Annotated in this window: 12 protein-coding genes; 1 reads left to right on the plus strand and 11 read right to left on the minus strand. The window is 48.8% G+C overall.

Features of this window, described 5'->3' with window-relative positions:
* Positions 1–308: 308 nt before the first annotated feature.
* The 11 genes from ftsH to C7U56_RS13745 all read right to left on the minus strand — a co-directional run bounded on the left by ftsH (position 309) and on the right by C7U56_RS13745 (position 15,833).
* The gene (ftsH, locus tag C7U56_RS13695) at positions 309–2,144 is read right to left on the minus strand and encodes an ATP-dependent zinc metalloprotease FtsH (protein ID WP_477100011.1); all 1,836 of its coding nucleotides are present in this window, start codon (positions 2,142–2,144) and stop codon (positions 309–311) included.
* 30 nt (positions 2,145–2,174) lie between these two features.
* Positions 2,175–2,699 (minus strand): hypoxanthine phosphoribosyltransferase, encoded by a 525-nt coding sequence (gene hpt, locus C7U56_RS13700; protein WP_107001689.1) that lies wholly within the window; start codon positions 2,697–2,699, stop codon positions 2,175–2,177.
* A complete protein-coding gene (tilS, locus tag C7U56_RS13705; protein ID WP_233430280.1) occupies positions 2,692–4,083 on the minus strand; it encodes a tRNA lysidine(34) synthetase TilS in 1,392 nt (463 codons plus the stop codon). Before tilS ends, hpt begins: the two co-directional genes overlap by 8 nt.
* A gap of 276 nt (positions 4,084–4,359) precedes the next feature.
* Positions 4,360–5,778, minus strand: a complete 1,419-nt coding sequence (locus C7U56_RS13710) for a SpoIIE family protein phosphatase (RefSeq protein WP_107001691.1) — start codon at positions 5,776–5,778, stop codon at positions 4,360–4,362.
* A 165-nt stretch (positions 5,779–5,943) separates the two neighbouring features.
* A complete protein-coding gene (locus C7U56_RS13715) occupies positions 5,944–6,294 on the minus strand; it encodes a septum formation initiator (RefSeq protein WP_233430281.1) in 351 nt (116 codons plus the stop codon).
* Between the two features lies 1 nt (position 6,295).
* Positions 6,296–6,694, minus strand: coding sequence for a spore cortex biosynthesis protein YabQ (gene yabQ, locus C7U56_RS13720; protein WP_107001692.1), 399 nt, complete (start codon positions 6,692–6,694; stop codon positions 6,296–6,298).
* A gap of 10 nt (positions 6,695–6,704) precedes the next feature.
* The gene (gene yabP, locus C7U56_RS13725; protein ID WP_022360387.1) at positions 6,705–6,989 is read right to left on the minus strand and encodes a sporulation protein YabP; all 285 of its coding nucleotides are present in this window, start codon (positions 6,987–6,989) and stop codon (positions 6,705–6,707) included.
* Between the two features lie 85 nt (positions 6,990–7,074).
* Entirely contained in the window at positions 7,075–14,247 is a 7,173-nt protein-coding gene (locus tag C7U56_RS13730) for a carboxypeptidase regulatory-like domain-containing protein (protein ID WP_181357258.1), read from the minus strand.
* A gap of 236 nt (positions 14,248–14,483) precedes the next feature.
* Positions 14,484–15,149, minus strand: a complete 666-nt coding sequence (locus C7U56_RS13735; RefSeq protein ID WP_107001694.1) for a TetR/AcrR family transcriptional regulator — start codon at positions 15,147–15,149, stop codon at positions 14,484–14,486.
* Positions 15,150–15,187: 38 nt separating this feature from the next.
* Positions 15,188–15,427: an RNA-binding S4 domain-containing protein gene (locus C7U56_RS13740; protein WP_022360641.1), complete on the minus strand. Its 240-nt coding sequence runs from the start codon at positions 15,425–15,427 to the stop codon at positions 15,188–15,190.
* A 130-nt stretch (positions 15,428–15,557) separates the two neighbouring features.
* Entirely contained in the window at positions 15,558–15,833 is a 276-nt protein-coding gene (locus C7U56_RS13745) for an HU family DNA-binding protein (protein WP_022360642.1), read from the minus strand.
* A gap of 368 nt (positions 15,834–16,201) precedes the next feature.
* Here C7U56_RS13745 and C7U56_RS13750 point away from each other — a divergent pair, with 368 nt between their 5' ends.
* Positions 16,202–17,695, plus strand: a complete 1,494-nt coding sequence (locus tag C7U56_RS13750; RefSeq protein WP_107001779.1) for a Na+/H+ antiporter NhaC family protein — start codon at positions 16,202–16,204, stop codon at positions 17,693–17,695.
* The last annotated feature ends 284 nt before the right edge of the window (positions 17,696–17,979 follow it).

Consider the following 17,979-nt stretch of genomic DNA (forward strand, 5'->3'; position numbering starts at 1 on the left):
GTATTTCGTTTTATGGGGTGTAGCAAAAACTATATAATGTATTGGGGGGGGTTACGTCTATTATAATAGCATAGGAGCGGAAATAAGTGTGCACAAACATCGTTTTATTTCGATTTCTTTTTTGTGCAAATCAACACTCTCTCCCGAAATGTCCAGCAAAATCCGCCTGAAATTTGCATAAAAGAAGGTGCCACCGCTGCCATTTCCATCTATCCGATGGCTGTCCGGGATGTCTCCCGCACATTCTGGCAGCTGACTGGCACCTTTTTTCAGGCTTATTTCCAGACCTGTTTCATGCTTTGAACTTTTTATGCTTCTGTCACCGGAGTTTCAGCTTCCCCTGACGGCTTTTCTCCATCCTGGAACAGCGCTTCAAACTCAGCCTGACCGATCTTCTCTTTCTCCATCAGCAGGGCACAGCAGGAATGAAGGACATCCTCGTGATCGAGAATGATCTGTTTTGCCTTGGCATAGCATTCGTCGATGATGCGTTTTACCTCGCTGTCGATCTCGCTCGCCACTTCCTCGCTGTAGGTTCTCGTATGCGCCAGGTCACGGCCAATAAAGACCTCGTTGTTGTCTCCACCGTAGTTGATCATGCCCAGTTTTTCTGACATACCGTACTCGGTTACCATCGCGCGCGCCATCGAGGTCGCCTGCTTGATATCCTGGGAGGCGCCGGTCGTGATGTCGTCAAAGATAATCTCCTCGGCGATTCGTCCGCCCAGCGAAACCATGATATTTTGAAGCATTCTGCCCTTCGTCATATGAAGCTCATCCTGCTCCGGAAGCGGCATCGTATAGCCTGCCGCACCGACACCGGTCGGAATGATCGAAACGGTGTGAACCGGTCCCACATCCGGGAGGACATGGAACAAAATCGCATGACCAGCCTCATGGTATGCGGTAATCTTCTTGTCTTTCTCAGAAATCACCTTGCTGCGCTTCTCAGCACCGATTCCCACTTTAATAAAGGCTTTCTCAATATCCATCTGGGTCAGGAACTTACGTCCCTCTTTTGCGGTATTGATCGCCGCCTCATTCATCAGATTTTCCAGATCGGCTCCGGTAAATCCAGCGGTTGTCTGCGCGATGCGGTGTAAATCCACATCCTCGCCCAGCGGTTTTTCCTTCGTATGAACGCCGAGAATCTCCTCGCGTCCCTTGACGTCCGGTCGTCCGACTGCCACCTTTCGGTCAAATCTGCCCGGCCGCAGAATCGCCGGGTCGAGAATATCCACGCGGTTCGTCGCCGCCATGACGATGATGCCCTCATTGACTCCGAAACCATCCATCTCAACCAGGAGCTGGTTGAGCGTCTGCTCTCGCTCGTCGTGACCGCCGCCCATGCCGGTACCACGCTGTCTGGCAACCGCATCGATCTCATCGATAAAGACAATACACGGGGCATTTTTCTTGGCTTCCTCAAACAAGTCGCGGACACGGGATGCGCCGACACCGACGAACATTTCAACAAAATCCGAACCGGAAATCGAGAAGAACGGAACGCCTGCCTCACCCGCCACCGCTTTGGCAAGCAGGGTTTTACCGGTTCCTGGAGGTCCGACTAAGATCACGCCCTTCGGGATGCGCGCCCCGACGCCGGTGTATTTCTGCGGATTTTTCAGGAAATCTACGATCTCCTCCAGTTCCTCTTTCTCCTCTTCCAGACCGGCAACTTTGGTAAAGTTGACCTTGCTGGTCGATACCATCCGGGCACGGCTGCGTCCAAAATTCATCATCTTGGCATTTGCCCCGCCGCCGGAACGGGAATTGATAAACATAAACAGGAAGATCAGGACGCCTGCGGACAAAGCGATCGGCAAGATCACCGTCATAAAATAGCTATCCTGGCGGACGCTGGTGGTCGTATACGGAACCCCCGCCTTGCGCAGCGCCATCTCTACTTCCTTCACATCCAGCACATTGAATTCCTCCCGGTCGCCGGAGGTTGTCTCAAAAACAACCTCACCGGTCGGCACCTCGCGGTTCGGGCGGATCTGTGCGCTCTCTACGGTCTTATTTTCCAGATATACCATGAACTCCGGATAGCTTAATTCCCGCTCCGTCGCCATTCCAGGGACTTTCAACGAGAAAAACATGATAACGAGCAGCATGAGGATCAGAAGCCCCACGCCTCCCATCGACTGACGTTGTTTCAACTGGCTTCCTCCTTATACTTCCACAACACCGATGTACGGCAGGTTGCGGTATTTCTGATCGTAATCCAGGCCGTAACCTACGACAAACTCATCCGGGATTGTAAAGCAGGTATATTTAACCTGAACCTGTTTTTTCACGCGGCGCTCCGGCTTGTCAAGCAGGGTGCACAGCTCGATATTTTTCGGATTTCTCTGTTTTAATACCTCGATCAGATATGCCAGGGTACGTCCGGAATCGATGATGTCCTCCACGATGATGACATTCTTGCCCTCCAGCGGCTCGTCCAGATCCTTGATAATCTTTACCACACCGCTTGACTTGGTGCCGGAACCGTAGCTGGATACAGACATGAAATCCAGGGAAACTGGAATAGTCAGGCGTTTTGCCAGTTCGCAGGTAAAGAATACGCCGCCCTTTAAGATACAGATCAGGTGGACTTCCTTTCCCTCATAATCTTTGTTGATCTGTGCTGCCACTTCACTGATCTTCTTGTTTACTTCTTCTTCCGTTAATAATACACGAATCTTATCAGCCACTGCTTTTTCCTCCGTTAAATTCCACCTCAAGGATGGTTTTTGTCTGTTCTGTTATCTTATAATATGCGCTGATCCGGTGCCCCACTATCCACAGGATATGTTTTTCTTCCGCCAGAAGCCAGATTTCTTCCCGCTCCTGTCTCGGAATTTTCTCATCGATCATCCAGGATTTCAGCATCTTCCGACCGCCGGACGGCAATGTCAGGTAGTCCCCCGGCTGCCGGTGTCTCAGCGATAAGGTACCTTTTATTTTATCATAGTCAAACCATTTCGTATACTGGTTTTTCGGAAATTCATCCCCCTTTTCACAGGGGAAAGTATGCATCTGCAAAAGATTCCCATTCTGGATGCCCGGAAGCAAAACCCCTTTTCTTTCCCCTGGATGACTAAGAGGGCGCACTTCAAGAAATCCATATATATTTACCGCCCGGAACCCATGCGGCAGCGAAATACTCTTTCCGGTTCCCTGGTGCAGAAGTTCCCGCACCGCCTGCACATGCGTCTCCGTCACGTCCCGGAGCGGCATTTTGCTCTTTAAAAACAACCGCCGCACGATATAACCCTGCACAATCTCCGCCTGTTCTGCCAGCGCTCCTGCATCCGCCTTTCCGTCCGGTGCATGCTTTTGAAGCCATTCTTCTGCCACCTCTTCCAGATAGGCATCTGCCTGCCGGATGCGTCTGCCCGCCTGGTCGATATGACGGACTGCCTGTGCATTCAGGCGCTCTTCTACCGCCGGAAGCAGTTCATTCCGAAGCCAGTTGCGGCTGTATTCACTCTCCTGGTTCGTCGAGTCCTCGACCCAGTCCTGTCCCTGCTGCCGCAGCCAGGTCTGAATCTCGCTCCGCTGCGCCCAGAGAAGAGGACGGATGATGCGCCCCCGCACCGGAGCAATGCCAGAAAGCCCGGTCAGACCGCTTCCGCGGAACAGGTTAAAAAGAACCGTTTCCGCGTTATCATCCGCATGATGGGCGGTGGCGATATGAACCCGGGCGGCTGCCGCCTCTTTTTCCCCCGCATTCTCCGATGTCAAATCCGGACACATCTCTTCCTCCCACGCAAGCGCCGTCTCCTCATACAGGCGGTACCGCGCCTGCCGTCCCGCCTCCTCGACGGAACATTTCCGGTCAAGCGCCTCTTTCGCCGCATCGATACGGAACTCATAAAAAGGAACTTCCAGCCGTTCACACAGCATCCGTGAAAATGCCGCATCCCTATCTGCCTCCGCGCCGCGCAGCCCGTGATGGACATGGAGCGCCCGCAGGGAAATCTGAAACGTCTCCCGCAGCTTCCAGAGCACCAGCAAAAGACCGACGGAATCCGCTCCCCCGGATAAACCGACCAGAACGCCATCCCCCGGCCTGGTCATATGATTTTGTTTCATATAAATTTCTGTTTGTTTCTGCATTCTTTTATATTTCTTTTTATCCCTCTTAAAAATAAATCCACTCGTAACTGTTCAATACCTTCACAGTATAACGGATCTCCCCTTATTTCTCAACCTGCCAGATTCTACCGTTTATCCACGGTTACTGTTCACGCATACGTGCCCAGTAACGGAATTTGCCGTGGCTTCGCATTTAAATACGGCAAATTCCTGCTGCCACCGCGTTTTCTTACGGCACTTTCGGTTCCAAAAGTGCCTACCCGTAAACAGTAACTACCCACGTTCCAGCACCGTCCCGACCAACACTGTACAGTCATCCACCACACCCCCGTCCGAAAGCCCGGACGCAAACGCCAGGATCTGTTCTGCCAGTTCCTGCGGGTTGCCGCCGGAAAGGTTTGATACAAATTCCATGAACGTCTCTTCCTTGTGTTCCCCCGGCATCGCTTCGAGAATGCCGTCGCTTATCATAATGATTTTCTCGCCGTCCCACATTTTCCGCGACATCAGAACCGGCTCCGCGTTCTGTACAATTCCCATCGGCAGCCCGCCTGCTTCCAGAAACTCAACACCCTCACGCCCCAGAATAAAGGTCGGCACCGCGCCCAGCTTCATCGCTTCCAGCACACCTGTCCCCAGATCGATACAACATAGATCAATTGTTGCCGGATTCTGCTCCGTACCCGCCAGCAGAAGCACCGTATTTACCAATTTGAGCGCCGATCGCGCCGAAAATCCCGTCTCCAGCAGGCGCTGGGTCAGCTCAATGACCTTCTCGCTGTCCTCGCTGGCGCTTCTGCCGCTTCCCATACCGTCCGACAGGCTCATAATCACCTGCCCCGGAAGCCCGGTCTGCACCGTACACGTATCGCCTGAAATCGGTTCACCCTCCCTGGGGCTGCACGCCATGCCGTACACCATCCGGTATTTACCTTCTTCCACAAAACGGAAGGTCGCCGCATTGCGGGTGATCAGGCTTTTGCTGTCTTTCGCCACACTCCAGTGGCTTCCGGCGATCGCGCGTCCCAGAAGTTCCGCCACATCCCGCGCCGTCATGCATCGCCCGTTGACGCTGCGGAGTGTGAGAAACGCCTCCTTCTGCTGATTTTCATATTGAAGCACCAGCATGTTGTCCACGCGCAGATGGCTTCTGCGGAGTATCCCTGAAAGCACCTCCTCCCAGGATGCCGTCACATCCGCCGCCTGTTCCATCTGGTTGGAAAATTCCTCCAGAATCGCCGCCAGCTCCCGGAACTGGACGATCACCGCGTCCCGGCTTTCCAGAAAACGGTTTTTCCATCCCAGATTCATCGTCGCCCGCCCGAGACTCCGGTTCAATTCCCGCAAATATGCCTCTCTCTGGGAACAGATCTCATGAAACAGGCGAGGCATGTCCTCCAGGTCGATTTTCCCTTTCTGCTCGAACGTCCGAAGCAGATAATAGAGATAATAACTGTCGTCCCGGCGGCTGCCATAATACAGGTTGCACCGTGTACAATCGCCGCATACCGCCGACGCCGCCGTCTGCATTGCCGCCAGTCCGTCCTCCTTCGTCAGATGCCCCTGCCCGCCGATCTCATCCGCAAACGCCTGCGCCAGACCACCCAGTGACAGCGCCATGCTCTTTAAACGTCTTGCCGTGTAGACGTTGACATCCGCCATATCTCTATGTAAAGTTCTCCGTTTAAGCACAAAAATCCCTCCTAACCTGTATAACGCCATTATATACAGGCTGGAGGGAAATATTTGTCAAACGGAGGGAGCAAAACCAGGGAAAACTTCGACATTTTCCGACCTATCTATGAACACTGCTCCCCCGTGTGCCATACTCCAGGCATTCTAGGATGTGCTGCAAGCCTAATTCGGATTCGACGGCTTAAGCAGGATCTCATTGCGGTTTACAAGTCCCAGCTTCTCCTTCGCTACCTTCTCGATATACTGCTTGGTCTGCACGTATACGCGGTATTCCTCAAGCTGTTTGGCACGTTCTTCTTCTTTCGCAACCTGTGCCTCCAGATTTTCCTCACGAATTGAATAACTCCTATCCTTTTCCTTGAGATCGATGCCCTTGATGTGCACGGCAACCGCCAGACTCAGCACTACCATCGTAACGCCCACAAGCGCCATCCGGTTGTTTAAATTGTCCTTTTTCTTTTTCCGTGCATTCCCACCCGGTCTGCCTTCTGACATCTGTCTACGCACCTTCATCTCACTTCCTTTCCAGATTCTCTGCCTGTCCCCTTGTTGTATGTTCCTTTCCGGTCTTCTGGCTTTTTTTGCCTCTTCTTTTCATTTTAATCCATCTGCTGCATTTTTTCAATACCGTAAACAAAAGACGGCTGCCCGTCCGGTCATAAAACACCATGCCGCCCAGCACGCCCGCCACCGCATAGCCCCGCAGGACTCCGTCATTGTGCCAGAACAAAAGCCGGAACGTCGCAAAGCTGGCAAAGAGCCAATACGCCGCATCCTCCATGCCTGTCCAAAATGAGTCGTGCCGTACCAGCCACCGGAAGATCCTAAGCCCGTCATACATCATCATCAGCGCGATTCCCGTACACACACTGCCGCCAAGCAGCCATATTTCCCCTCTCACCATCCCGCTCATCCGCCACCGCCTAACGGAACAGCCGTCCAAAGAACGACTCCTGCGATTTCCGGTGGGACTCGTTGCAGGAATACGAAAAGCTTTCAAACTCGCCCTCAATATCCACTTCGCCCTTTTCCAACGTCAGACGGCTCACATGCAGCGCCTTCCCACGCACCGTCAGAAGCCCCATGTTTGTATCGAGAATCATCTGGTTCTCATCAAATGACACCACATCCTGGATCCCCGTCACACTCCCCTTTTCCCGGTTCAGAAGCTCCAGCTTGTGAGGTCTGGCATCCAATTTTTCTTCCATGCAAAAAACCTCCCAATTTATCTAACTTATAGCCTATAGCTGCCTATTGTTAAATATATTGGGAGGTTTTCAGGTTTATGAATGATTATCTGGCCGGTTCCCAGACACCGTCTGCATTTACATAATAGCCGTCCGGTGTCCACTCAGCCATATAAAGGGAGCCGTATGGACGCCCTGCGCCCTCCATGTAAACCCAGGTTTTTAATGCTTCATCATACGCCCAGGTCGGCTGCGGTGCATACGGATTTAAGTATACATAGCCCAAATCCGGAATCAGCTGCCACTCCGTCAGCATCTCTCCCGTTGCCGGATCCAGATAATACCATCTGCCGTCCTGCGGATCCAGATACCAGCCCGTCCGCATGCCTGTGTTTTCGTCCACATAGTACCATTTGCCTGCGCTGTAATCATAGACCCAGCCCGTCCGGATATATCCATCGGCTCCAAACGCCCACCATGCGCCCCGGAGCTGTTTCCACACAACCTGTTCAACCTGTCTGCCAGTCATCGGATCCAGAACCAGGCTTCCGGACAGATACGTGCCATTTGACAGGCGGTAGCGCCATCCGGCACTCTCTTTTACCCATGTGCTGGTACTTCTGTCGCGGCTGGAAGTGGCCGTTCCCTGCGGATTGCCTGGAGTCGATGGATTCGGGTTCGACGGGTTGGGTTTCGTCGGATTGGACGGGTCAGACGATGCTTTCTTTGTCTGGACCGTTACCGCCTCGCTGGCTGCGGATGCCGTCGTATTGACACCTTCTTTGAGTCTCACATAGAAATTGTAAGTCGTTTCCGGTGTCAGCCCGGTAAATACCGGTGAATCCTGCCATTCTCCCTGATCCACGCAGTATTCCACTTCATATCCTGCCGGAATCGCGGTTCCATCCACAAATGCAGACGGTGCTTCCAGGGTCACGCTGGTGTCTGTCCACGCTGCTGCCTGCGGTGCTTTCGGGGTCTTTGTTGCTATTTTTTTGATCGTCAGGCGCACTGTAATCGGATCACTCTTATAATTTACGTTGCTGTCCGGGATCTTAATCCTACAGGAATACGTTCCCGCATTGGTCGGCGGTGTCGTGCTGAAATAAACGGTTCCGTTCACACCTTCATAGTGAACCTCATACTGACCCTGAAACTGTTCCGAAAGATCCTGTCCACCTATCGTTGCCTGAATTCCATCCCCCACAGACTTCGGCGTTCCATCGTAATCAACCTCTTTATCCGTACCATTCAGTGTAACCTTATCTTTGTCCCCAAAATACACATGTGTCTCAACATCCTGCGCCGGCATCTTAAAGGAAGCCGTCCATTTGCCATCGGATTCGGTAAATTTCGGCGGGTAAATAACTACAAGGAAACCACCGCTGTATGTAAGGCATGCATTCTTGTTCGGATTCTCCTTCATCTGTCTGACACCTTCATTTGTCAAGGTCGCCGTTACCACTTCCCCGGCTCTTGCCGCAGGCTTGTCCAGCATATAATAAGAACTGCTTTCCGGCTTCTTTGTGATCGAAAATATCGCAGTTTGATCATTCTTAACCTCGATATCCACAGCTACCATGCCCGGTCCAGCTAAGTATACATAGAGAGTCGGGAGACCGGTTGTATTATCTTTTTCGATGTAATAATCGCCGTTCTCTTTAAGTTCTGCTCTACTATTTACCTTTTTCGTTGTAACTGAACCTTTCTTATACAGCGACATTGATTTTATATTAAATTCTTTAAACAGCTTGCCATTGATAATCTTTGTTACTTCCAGAGAGCCAATATGGTCCACTCCACTCCACTCTTTGGTTTCAAAGGCTGCCGTTGTTCCCCAGGTACCCCATTCCTGTCCTACGAACCAGGTATACTGGTACGCGTTCATATTTTCCGCATAGGAAACCTGTACGGAGGCATCTGAACATGGCATCGTAAAGCAATACACCGTCGGATTCTCCAGATTGCAAATTGTCGCATTCACTTTTGAATTATTCTCACCGGTAATCGTTACTTCGCTTACGACATCTTTCGGATCCAGACCCGTAAATGCAAGGTACACTTTTTCTCCGGCTTTCCGTGAAAATGTAAATGTACCAGTTTCACTACCTATCGTAGAAATCGGATTTGTTTCCTTTTTTGCATCATCCAGGGATGCATACGCTTTCACAACTGCATTCAGGGAGTTTATCGTATTCTCCCGTCCTACTGTAACTGTGTGCTCCGCCGTATCAACTGTCAGCTGGCATTCTGCCTGCTTGGAAGGATCCGCCTTGCTGATGGCTGTGATTATATAGGTTCCATTTGCCACATCCGCAGCGGTTACCAAGCCGTCCTCTACCTTGACTGCCGGATCACTGCTTTTCCACGTCACTTCTCTGGACGCTCCGTTTGCCACATCGACGGTTGCAGTAAGCTGGACGCTTCCTCTTGGGTAAATCGTCTCATTGGTCTTATCCAGCGTAATTCCGGTAACCGAAGGTGTCAGATCCAGCGTCAGATCCGGACGTAAAGTCTGGTTTTTCAGAATCGGGAAGGCATACTCGCCGGTTGAATCCATCATCCAGGTAGAATCAAAATCCCAGCCCAGCCCCTTATAAAATGCCGGATTTTTCAGATCTGCCGCCGCTGCGTCCGCTCCATATAGCTTATCTGCCCCCATCATATCCGGTTCCGGGGTCAAAATCATTCCATCTGATTTTCTCGCAACTGTGCCGGCAAAGCCGTAGTTGTTCTGGTAACTTCCCGTTCTTCCACCAATCCGGTTGAGCGATCGCATCTCCGGGAAAATGCTGACACAGGAGGAAATCGAACCGTTGCTGGAAATGCCCGCCACGGATGCGCCAGTGGGATTTTTTGTCAGCGTTTCGCCTGCCGCGTAGCTGTGGGAGATCGTTACGTTGCCGCTTCCTACCAGTCCGCCGATATAATATCCCTTATCAACGTCCATATCCACAACTGCATAGCTGTTGTCAATGGTTGTAGTTCCACCGGTCCAACCGACCAAACCACCTGCAAATCCCTTGTCGGTGGTTCCTTTGATTTTAGCATCTGCATAGCAGGACTTAATATTTACCGAATAATTCGAATACTCCCTTACGTTTCCAATCAAACCTCCTGCCGATTCAATCTTATTTGTTCCATCTGCAGTTTCGATTGTTCCACTGACGTAACAATTTTCTACTGTCAGAGAACCATATACATCACCAACCAGGATGCCAACTCTCGCTTTATCGCCGGAAGCCTTAACCACCGCATTTTCTATGGTCAGATTCTTAATTTCACAATTCGAAGAAATTGCTCGAAACAATCCCACATAAGCATCGCCGACTACATTCAAGCCTTGAATCGTATGTCCGCATCCATCAAATTCAGCTCCGGCCTGATTAATCGGGGCAAAGTCGTGACCGCCCATATCAATATCGCACATCAGTTTCGCTTTCCAGTTTGAACTGTTCGTATCTCGGAAATACGCAAGCTCTGCCCCTGTACTAATTTGATAATAACCATTTTCATCTTTGGCCGGTTCCACAACCGCCTGTCCATCCCACTGATCCTGCACCCATACCGCCTTAAATGTCACATTTCCTTCCGGCATTGTATAACTTGCACCGCTGGCATATGTCTTAGTTTCGTCACTCCAGCCTCCAAAATTCATGCCGTATACCTTAAAGGTATTCTCCGGAAGCGTAATCACGGTTCCGGCTGCGGCATTTTCCAGTGTCGGCGCCTTTCCCTGTGAATCCTTACGTCCAGACGTAAAGGTAATTGCATACTTCGCCGCGATTGGAAGATTTATTTCGATTGTATCTGTTTCTGTTGACGCGCTATCAGCGGTATAGCTCAAAACAATCGTTCCCGTGATACTTCCGTTTTGTCCCGGATCTGTTCTGTCTGTTGCCGGTGTTAGCTTAAAACCTTTTTCATCGGACCACTTCGCCTGAATTTTGTTATTTGTGATAACAATCTGTACAACCTGCAAAATTTCCTCTGATGTCGTCTCATTTGTCACTGTCTTCGCCTGCAGCGCTGCCGCTACCGCTTTTTTGACATCCGCTAATGTCTGCTCGGAAAATTCATAGGTTCCACTCTTCTCTTCCTCGCTGTCATCATAGGTTGAACCATCGCCCGTTGCTTGGACTCCAAACGTATAGGTTCCGCTATCTGCAATCTGGGAGGTAAAATCGTAACTGGCTGCATCCGCCCCAAGTGTTACCCCAGCCCCCAGTGATGAACCATTCTTATAGAGCTGTACTTTATAACCCGACGCATTCTCAACCGGACTCCAGACGGCTTTTCCTTTTACTGTCTCATCCCATTTGACATCCGCAGGCGCTGCAAGCTGAACAAGATTCACCTCTTTTGTCAGCGTGATTGAGCCAATCAAGCTTCCCTTATAATGGACATAAAGCTGTTTTTCATTTATACTGCCAAGAGCCAGCGATTTAGCAAATCGAATCTTTATCCCCCATCCATTTTCTGTTTTTTCCACTCCAGAAATTGTAACTTCGCCATACTCCATTCCATCTTCCTCGGATGAAAGGGTAAAATCTTTCGGCTGCAAACTATCTGTTCCTGCATATATAAGTTTAATTTCCCCTTCTGCTGTGGCACTTTCCGCATCGGTTGTCTGGAAAGTTCCTGTCACAGTTTGTCTCGCAGGCATGGAAACCGGGTTGGCTTCCAAGGTGAAATCAAGGTTTCCTGGAATTGTAACACTATCTGTCCACGTCAGATATCCGGTCTTTTTGATTGTTACCGTATAAATTCCGTTTGCGAGTTCAATCTCAAAATCACCATCTGCATTGGTTGTGGTACTTTTTTCACTATTCCCCTTCTTAAAGATAATCTCCGCACCATCAAGTCCTGTTTCTCCAGAGCTTACAGTTCCTGTTACCATATTGGTTGCCTGGAGGTAATCTGGTAAATCATCACCTGAAAATATCACATCACCATTTGTTGTTTCCAGCGAAGGGAACTGATCTGCTTCAATTTTCCAGCTTGAATTTGAGTCATTTCCCCAGCCGATCTTGTTTTCCCAGAAATTGGTTGTTAAAAGTTCTGCTTTCGTGACACCTTCGCCATGGTGCTCTGTATGTTTGTTAGCAAAATTTCCATTATATCCGCCTGCCATATTTTGATAAGCATAATTTTGATTTCCTGATACATAAACGGTTGAATCTCCACTATAGCCAAAAATTCTATCTACATAACTACTAAGTTTTTTTGTGGAAACTGTTTTCTGTAATGCTACACTTTTTTCGATTATAACATTTACATTTCTTCCGCCAACTAAGCCACCGCAGCCACTATTACACTCTGTTGAAACACTTCCCATTGCCATGCAATTTTCAATGTTTAATATATTTTTTGCTGAAACCAATCCAACCAAACCACCAGCCAATGAATTTTGAGAATCTGAGCCTGTACTCTTAACATCCGCATTAACAACACAATTCTTTACCGTCAACGTGCTACTTGAAGGAACCTGTCCAATTAGTCCACCCGCTGCGTAGTTTCCTGTATTAAGAATCCCCGCATCATCATCGCCATTGTCCTTGGCACCTTCAACATAACAATTTTCAATGATGGCTGTACCTGCTGTCGTTCTAGCAATCGCGCCTACATGTTTGAAATTTTTCGCCTCTTTAATTTTCACATTCGATAAAACTAAATTTTTTACCGTTCCTTTCACACTGCTAAACAACGGCTGTGAAATTCCACTCAAAGTATAGCCATCACCGTCTAAGCAAGTTGTTAATGTTCTTTCCTCCCACGGGTCAACTTCGCTAAGATCAATATTATTCCCCAATTTAATATATTTATTTACATTAGAATTGTACTGACCACTTCCATTATACTGATTTTTATTTCCTTTACCCATGACGATAGACCACTGATCTGCCGTCGTAATCACATACGGATCTTCCAATGTACCGCTTCCCGTGATTCCTTCATCCGCATACAGCGCAATCCCCGCGTCTCCCACCTGCACATGGATCTCCGGCAAAGCAGTGTCTTCCGGTATCTCTTCGCTTTCCGGAATCACCGGAATATAGGTATAGATCGCCCCCTTGTATTCTTCATTGGCTTTATCGTAGCCTTCCCAGGTCTTTTCTTCGGTTTCTTCTGGTTCGCCGTCCTCATCGAAGCGGTCAAAATAGTCCTCCGGTGCCAGTCCGCCCTGAAATTCAGAATAGTCGCTGTTTTCCGCATCCAGTTTCCACGTGATACCCGACAAAGTCCGCTCGGTGGTTTCTTCTCCCATCGTCTCACGCACGGTAAGAGTCTCCGGGAACTGGATGTCGGATTCTTTGCTTCCAAGCGGGAGAAGCTGATCGGTGATCGATTCTTCCAACGGTGCAAATTCCAGCGTCGTTTTCGCCTGCTCTTCTTCCAGGACCGTGATCTGGATCACTGGAAGTTCATCCTCATCTACCTCATAATTGCTGCTTTTCAGCTCTGCGCGAAACAGGTAGATACCCGGATTTTCTCCATCATAACGGGATGCCTGGCTCTCTTCTGCATCCAGAACCCAGCGCACCTTTACTTTTCGCCAGAAACCTTTCTTTTCGCCAATCTCTTCCTCGGTCTTCTCATCCGTCTTGACATCTTCATTCAAATCTGCATTTCCACCCGAAGAACCGAAATCTGTCTTACCGGAATCATCTTTTTCATCGGATTCCTTCTTCCCAGAATCTGAATTTTCGCCCTTTTCATCCGATCCATTCTCTCCAGAATCCGAATCTTCGCCTTTTCCGTCCGATTCACCGTTCCCCGGATTTGCATTTTCATCCTGAGAGTCCCCATTTTCCGCCGAATTTCCATCTTTCCCAGAATCTCCCTGTTCACCTGAACCGGATTCCGCTTTCTCTAAGCCCTCTTCCCCTTCGCTTTTGTCTTTGCTATCCTCTCCGGCATCTTTTCCTTCAGTATCTTCTTTTTCTCCATTCTCTTCACTGTCTGTCTTTTCCAGCACGGCATCATCATTTGTGCGGTTGGCAAACGCAGCTACATTCTCATCGCTCCCTGCGTCAGGCACATCTTCGGTTTGCCCCCCCCCGCTGACAAAAACGTCTATGCTGTCCGGCATCTCCAGATCCTGATACCGGGTGCCATAGGGAACTTTCTGATACAGGACCTGTTCCGATAAGCTCTCGATCTCCCGGATCTGATAAAAATTCGTGTTCGCATAAACTCTAGGCACAGAGCCATATGAACTGCACGTTATCACCACCACCATTCCTGCTGCCAGGATTCTTCTTTTTCTCCTTCTCATACGCTTTTTTCCTCTCATTCTCGAAATGTTGATTATCCGTCATAAAGTGTGTATACACAAATGAGTCGTCACTATATTTATATTATAATAATCAACTCTCACAAATTCAAGACAGAATCTGTTCTTTTAAGCGCATAAAGAAAAACGAGACGACCGAAGTCGTCTCGTAAAAGTCTAACTTTGAGGGGGCACCTCAATTCTCTTGACTTCTTTTTTTATTTCCGTTCTTTATATGATTATTTCTCCAGGTTCTCCGGGGTTCTGCACCATGTCAGGAGCATTTCTTTTAAAAATTCCAGTTCCTGCGTGTGGTCTGCCTTGTGATCGTCCGCCCACACAATTCCCTGTGCATAGCGCTCAGCCACTGCCAGCATCGCAATCGCAACGCTTGTAAATAACTGCTGCTCCGGAATATCGGTCCGGATGCTTTTATCGCTCCTCGCCTGCTCATAGAACTTATGATACAGCGCTCCTGCCGGCTTCAAAACATCCAGATGTTCAGCCAGCGCTTCCCCCTTGACTTTCTCCCGGGAGATAAAGTTTTTATAGTTATTACTGAACCGGAGCATTTCCGGTCGTTCCCGGTAAATCCGGATGATCTGGTCCGTATAAAACTCAATGTACTGATACGCCGTGAATGATTCAAATATCTCCGGTCCCTTTTCTTCCAGAATCTCCTTCCAGAGATCGCCCCAGATTTTTCCGCTGATCGCTATCACAAGCTTGACCTTCGTCTGATAATAGTTATATAGGGTCGCAACGCCCACTTCCGCAGCGTCCGCCACCCTCTGTAAACTGACATTCTCGATCCCATATTGCGAAAACAGCCTGAATCCAGCTTCCATCAGCTGTTCTTTCCGGCGCATCGCCTCTTTTTCATCCCGCTCTATATTTCTTGGCATTTCGTCCTCCGCGCCTTTTACTGACGTCTCTTGGATTTTTACAGGTATTCAAACATTTCTTTGGCATCTTCCTTGCGGATGGTCTCCTGTACGCTTGTAACGCGGACCTTCACCGATTTATTGCCGAAAGCAATTTCAATCACATCCCCAACCTTAACCTCTGCACTGGCTCTTGCCACTTTATCATTCAGCATCACTCGTCCGCTGTCACACGCTTCATTGGCTACGGTTCTTCTCTTGATGATGCGGGACACTTTCAAATACTTATCTAGCCTCATATTTTTCCTTTCCATACCCCCTTGCAGGGCACTTTCATCCTGGCGGAATCCCTTCGCTCCTATAATACTAAAGCCCTCCATGATATTTCATCACGAAGGGCTGTCTGTCACACATATATGTCTGAGATAATTATGCGTTTACCATATCCTTTAATGCTTTACCAGCTTTGAACTTCGGAGTCTTGGAAGCTGCGATCGGCATGGTCTCGCCGGTCTTCGGGTTTCTTCCCTCTCTAGCTGCTCTCTCAGCTACCTCAAAAGTACCAAAGCCAACCAGCTGAATCTTTCCGCCCTTAACCAGTTCCTCGGATACTGCATCTGTGAAAGCCTTGATTGCCTTCTCTGCGTCTTTCTTGGAAAGCTCTGCTTTCTCAGCTACAACTGCGATTAATTCTGTCTTGTTCATCGTATATTCCTCCTAGCTTATATCTTTGCACATGAATCCTCTTAGTTTTCTTCGTACATGCCCGCAAATCTTACTTTACATTTATATACATTTCTCCTTGCTTTGTCAAGGTTTTTTGCACTTTTCCTCACATTCCGAACCGACAATCGTTACGACTCGCAAATAGGAATTTTCTAAACTGAAAATTCCGTACGATGCCGTTGAGGCAGCAGATTATTCCGATTTTAAATGCGAAACATCGCCAAAATCATAGTGTGAAGCACACGCAAGCACTTCACACTGTGATTTTTTGGTGAAAACCCGTGTAGTATCTGTGAAATCCCTTGTGCTTTTATCTCATTTCCGCTCATGTTTTCTATCGTTTTTGCATGCTTTTCTCCGTCTTTCAGAATATCGTTTTTACAGGCTTTCGTCAACCTTTTCGTTACAGTTACACTGTCTTCTTTACTTGCCTGAATCCCATTCTTATGGTAAGATCAAATAATGTATATCCGGCCTATTACGGCAAACATATAGAAAGGCTGAAAATTATTATGAAAAAGCAAAAACTATCTTCCCTTCTGCCTATCGCTGTATTTCTGATCTTTTATCTGGGGCTAGGAATCTGGTCAGAATATATCATGAAGATCCCGATGGGCTTTTACAACATTCCGATTGTTGTCGCATTTATGCTTGCGATCCTGACGGCCTGTTTCCAGAACCGTTCTCTTTCCTTTGACCGGAAACTGGAGCTGATGGGGCAAGGCATCGGAGATAAGAACATCATCACCATGCTTCTCATCTTCCTGACAGCCGGAACCTTTGTCGGTGTCGTAGGACGAAGCAGTGCTGAAAGCGTTGCTTATCTGATGCTGTCTCTTATCCCGGCCCGTTTTTCCGTTGCTGTTCTCTTTGTGGTAGCGTGCTTTGTCTCTACCTCCATGGGAACCTCCGTTGGAACCATCACCCTGATCGTTCCGATTGCCACTGCCGTATCTGAGACCTCTGGTTTCTCTCTGGCCCTTTGCGTCGCATCTGTCATCGGCGGTGCCATGTTTGGAGATAATCTCTCTTTCATCTCCGATACAACCATCGCAGCCTGCAACGGTCAGGGATGTGCTATGAAGGATAAATTCCGTGAGAACTTCGGCATCGCACTTCCGGCTGCCATCGCTTCCCTGGCACTTATCCTGGTCGTTTCCTTCCATCAGGATCCGGGAGCTGCCATCATAAAACCATACAACCTGATTCAGCTGATCCCCTATCTTCTGGTATTAGCAGGCGGCATTGCCGGTATTCAGGTATTTGTCGTTCTGTTAGTCGGAATCGTATCCGGTGCCATCATTATGCTGGGCTCCGGCCAGACTACTCCCTGGGAAATGCTTACCAACATGGGTTCCGGCACTTCCGGCATGTTTGAGACCAGTATGGTTGCCATCTTAGTTGCAGCTATGTGCGCACTGATCCGTGAAAACGGTGGCTTCGACGTTCTTCTTAACGTTATTCATCGCATCTTCCGTGGAAAACGCGGCGGTCAGTTTGGTGTCGGCCTTTTAGTTACCCTGCTGGATATCGCAACTGCCAATAACACAGTAGCTATCGTTATGGCTAATCCTATTGCAAAGGAAATTTCTGAAGATTATGGCATCAGTGCCAGAAAGACAGCCTCCCTTCTGGATACCTTTTCCTGTATCTCCCAGGGAATCCTGCCTTACGGTGCTCAGATGCTGGTAGCATTATCGGCGGTTCATGAGCTGGGCTATGAACTGTCTGCCTTTGAGGTCATGCCGCTTCTGTTCTATCCAAGCATGCTGTTTATCAGTTCTTTAATCTGTATCTTTCTGCTTCCAGAGCGCGGAGACCGTGTCAAAGCAAAAAAATAACAGCGGAACCCTTTCCACTGCACACATAAACGCATTGAGGCATAAAGAAGAGCTGTCCGACTTTCTCGTCATCAGACAGCTCTTTTATGAAATATCTCGAAGTTTCACTATATAACCTCTCTTTCTTAATTTTAACAAAAAAGGGGCGTGTTCACAATTTATTTACTCATGCGTTTGTCGTGCGCCTTGCTGTGCTTTTTCTGTGAAAAATCATGGAGTATCTGTGAACTCCCCTGCGCTTTCGTCTGTTTTTCGATATATCTGTTATATCAAATACCAGTTTT

Source organism: Clostridium fessum (genome assembly GCF_003024715.1).
In the GTDB taxonomy this organism is placed as follows: Bacteria; Bacillota; Clostridia; order Lachnospirales; family Lachnospiraceae; genus Otoolea; species Otoolea fessa.

Excerpts from the sequence above, each read along its gene's own strand:
- ftsH (WP_477100011.1), bottom strand. The coding sequence starts at position 2,144 with ATGGGAGGCGTGGGGCTTCTGATCCTCATGCTGCTCGTTATCATGTTT.
- tilS (WP_233430280.1), bottom strand. The coding sequence starts at position 4,083 with ATGAAACAAAATCATATGACCAGGCCGGGGGATGGCGTTCTGGTCGGT.
- C7U56_RS13715 (WP_233430281.1), bottom strand. The coding sequence starts at position 6,294 with ATGAAGGTGCGTAGACAGATGTCAGAAGGCAGACCGGGTGGGAATGCA.
- yabQ (WP_107001692.1), bottom strand. The coding sequence starts at position 6,694 with ATGAGCGGGATGGTGAGAGGGGAAATATGGCTGCTTGGCGGCAGTGTG.
- yabP (WP_022360387.1), bottom strand. The coding sequence starts at position 6,989 with ATGGAAGAAAAATTGGATGCCAGACCTCACAAGCTGGAGCTTCTGAAC.
- C7U56_RS13730 (WP_181357258.1), bottom strand. The coding sequence starts at position 14,247 with ATGAGAAGGAGAAAAAGAAGAATCCTGGCAGCAGGAATGGTGGTGGTG.
- C7U56_RS13735 (WP_107001694.1), bottom strand. The coding sequence starts at position 15,149 with ATGCCAAGAAATATAGAGCGGGATGAAAAAGAGGCGATGCGCCGGAAA.
- C7U56_RS13740 (WP_022360641.1), bottom strand. The coding sequence starts at position 15,427 with ATGAGGCTAGATAAGTATTTGAAAGTGTCCCGCATCATCAAGAGAAGA.
- C7U56_RS13745 (WP_022360642.1), bottom strand. The coding sequence starts at position 15,833 with ATGAACAAGACAGAATTAATCGCAGTTGTAGCTGAGAAAGCAGAGCTT.
- C7U56_RS13750 (WP_107001779.1), top strand. The coding sequence starts at position 16,202 with ATGCTTTTCTCCGTCTTTCAGAATATCGTTTTTACAGGCTTTCGTCAA.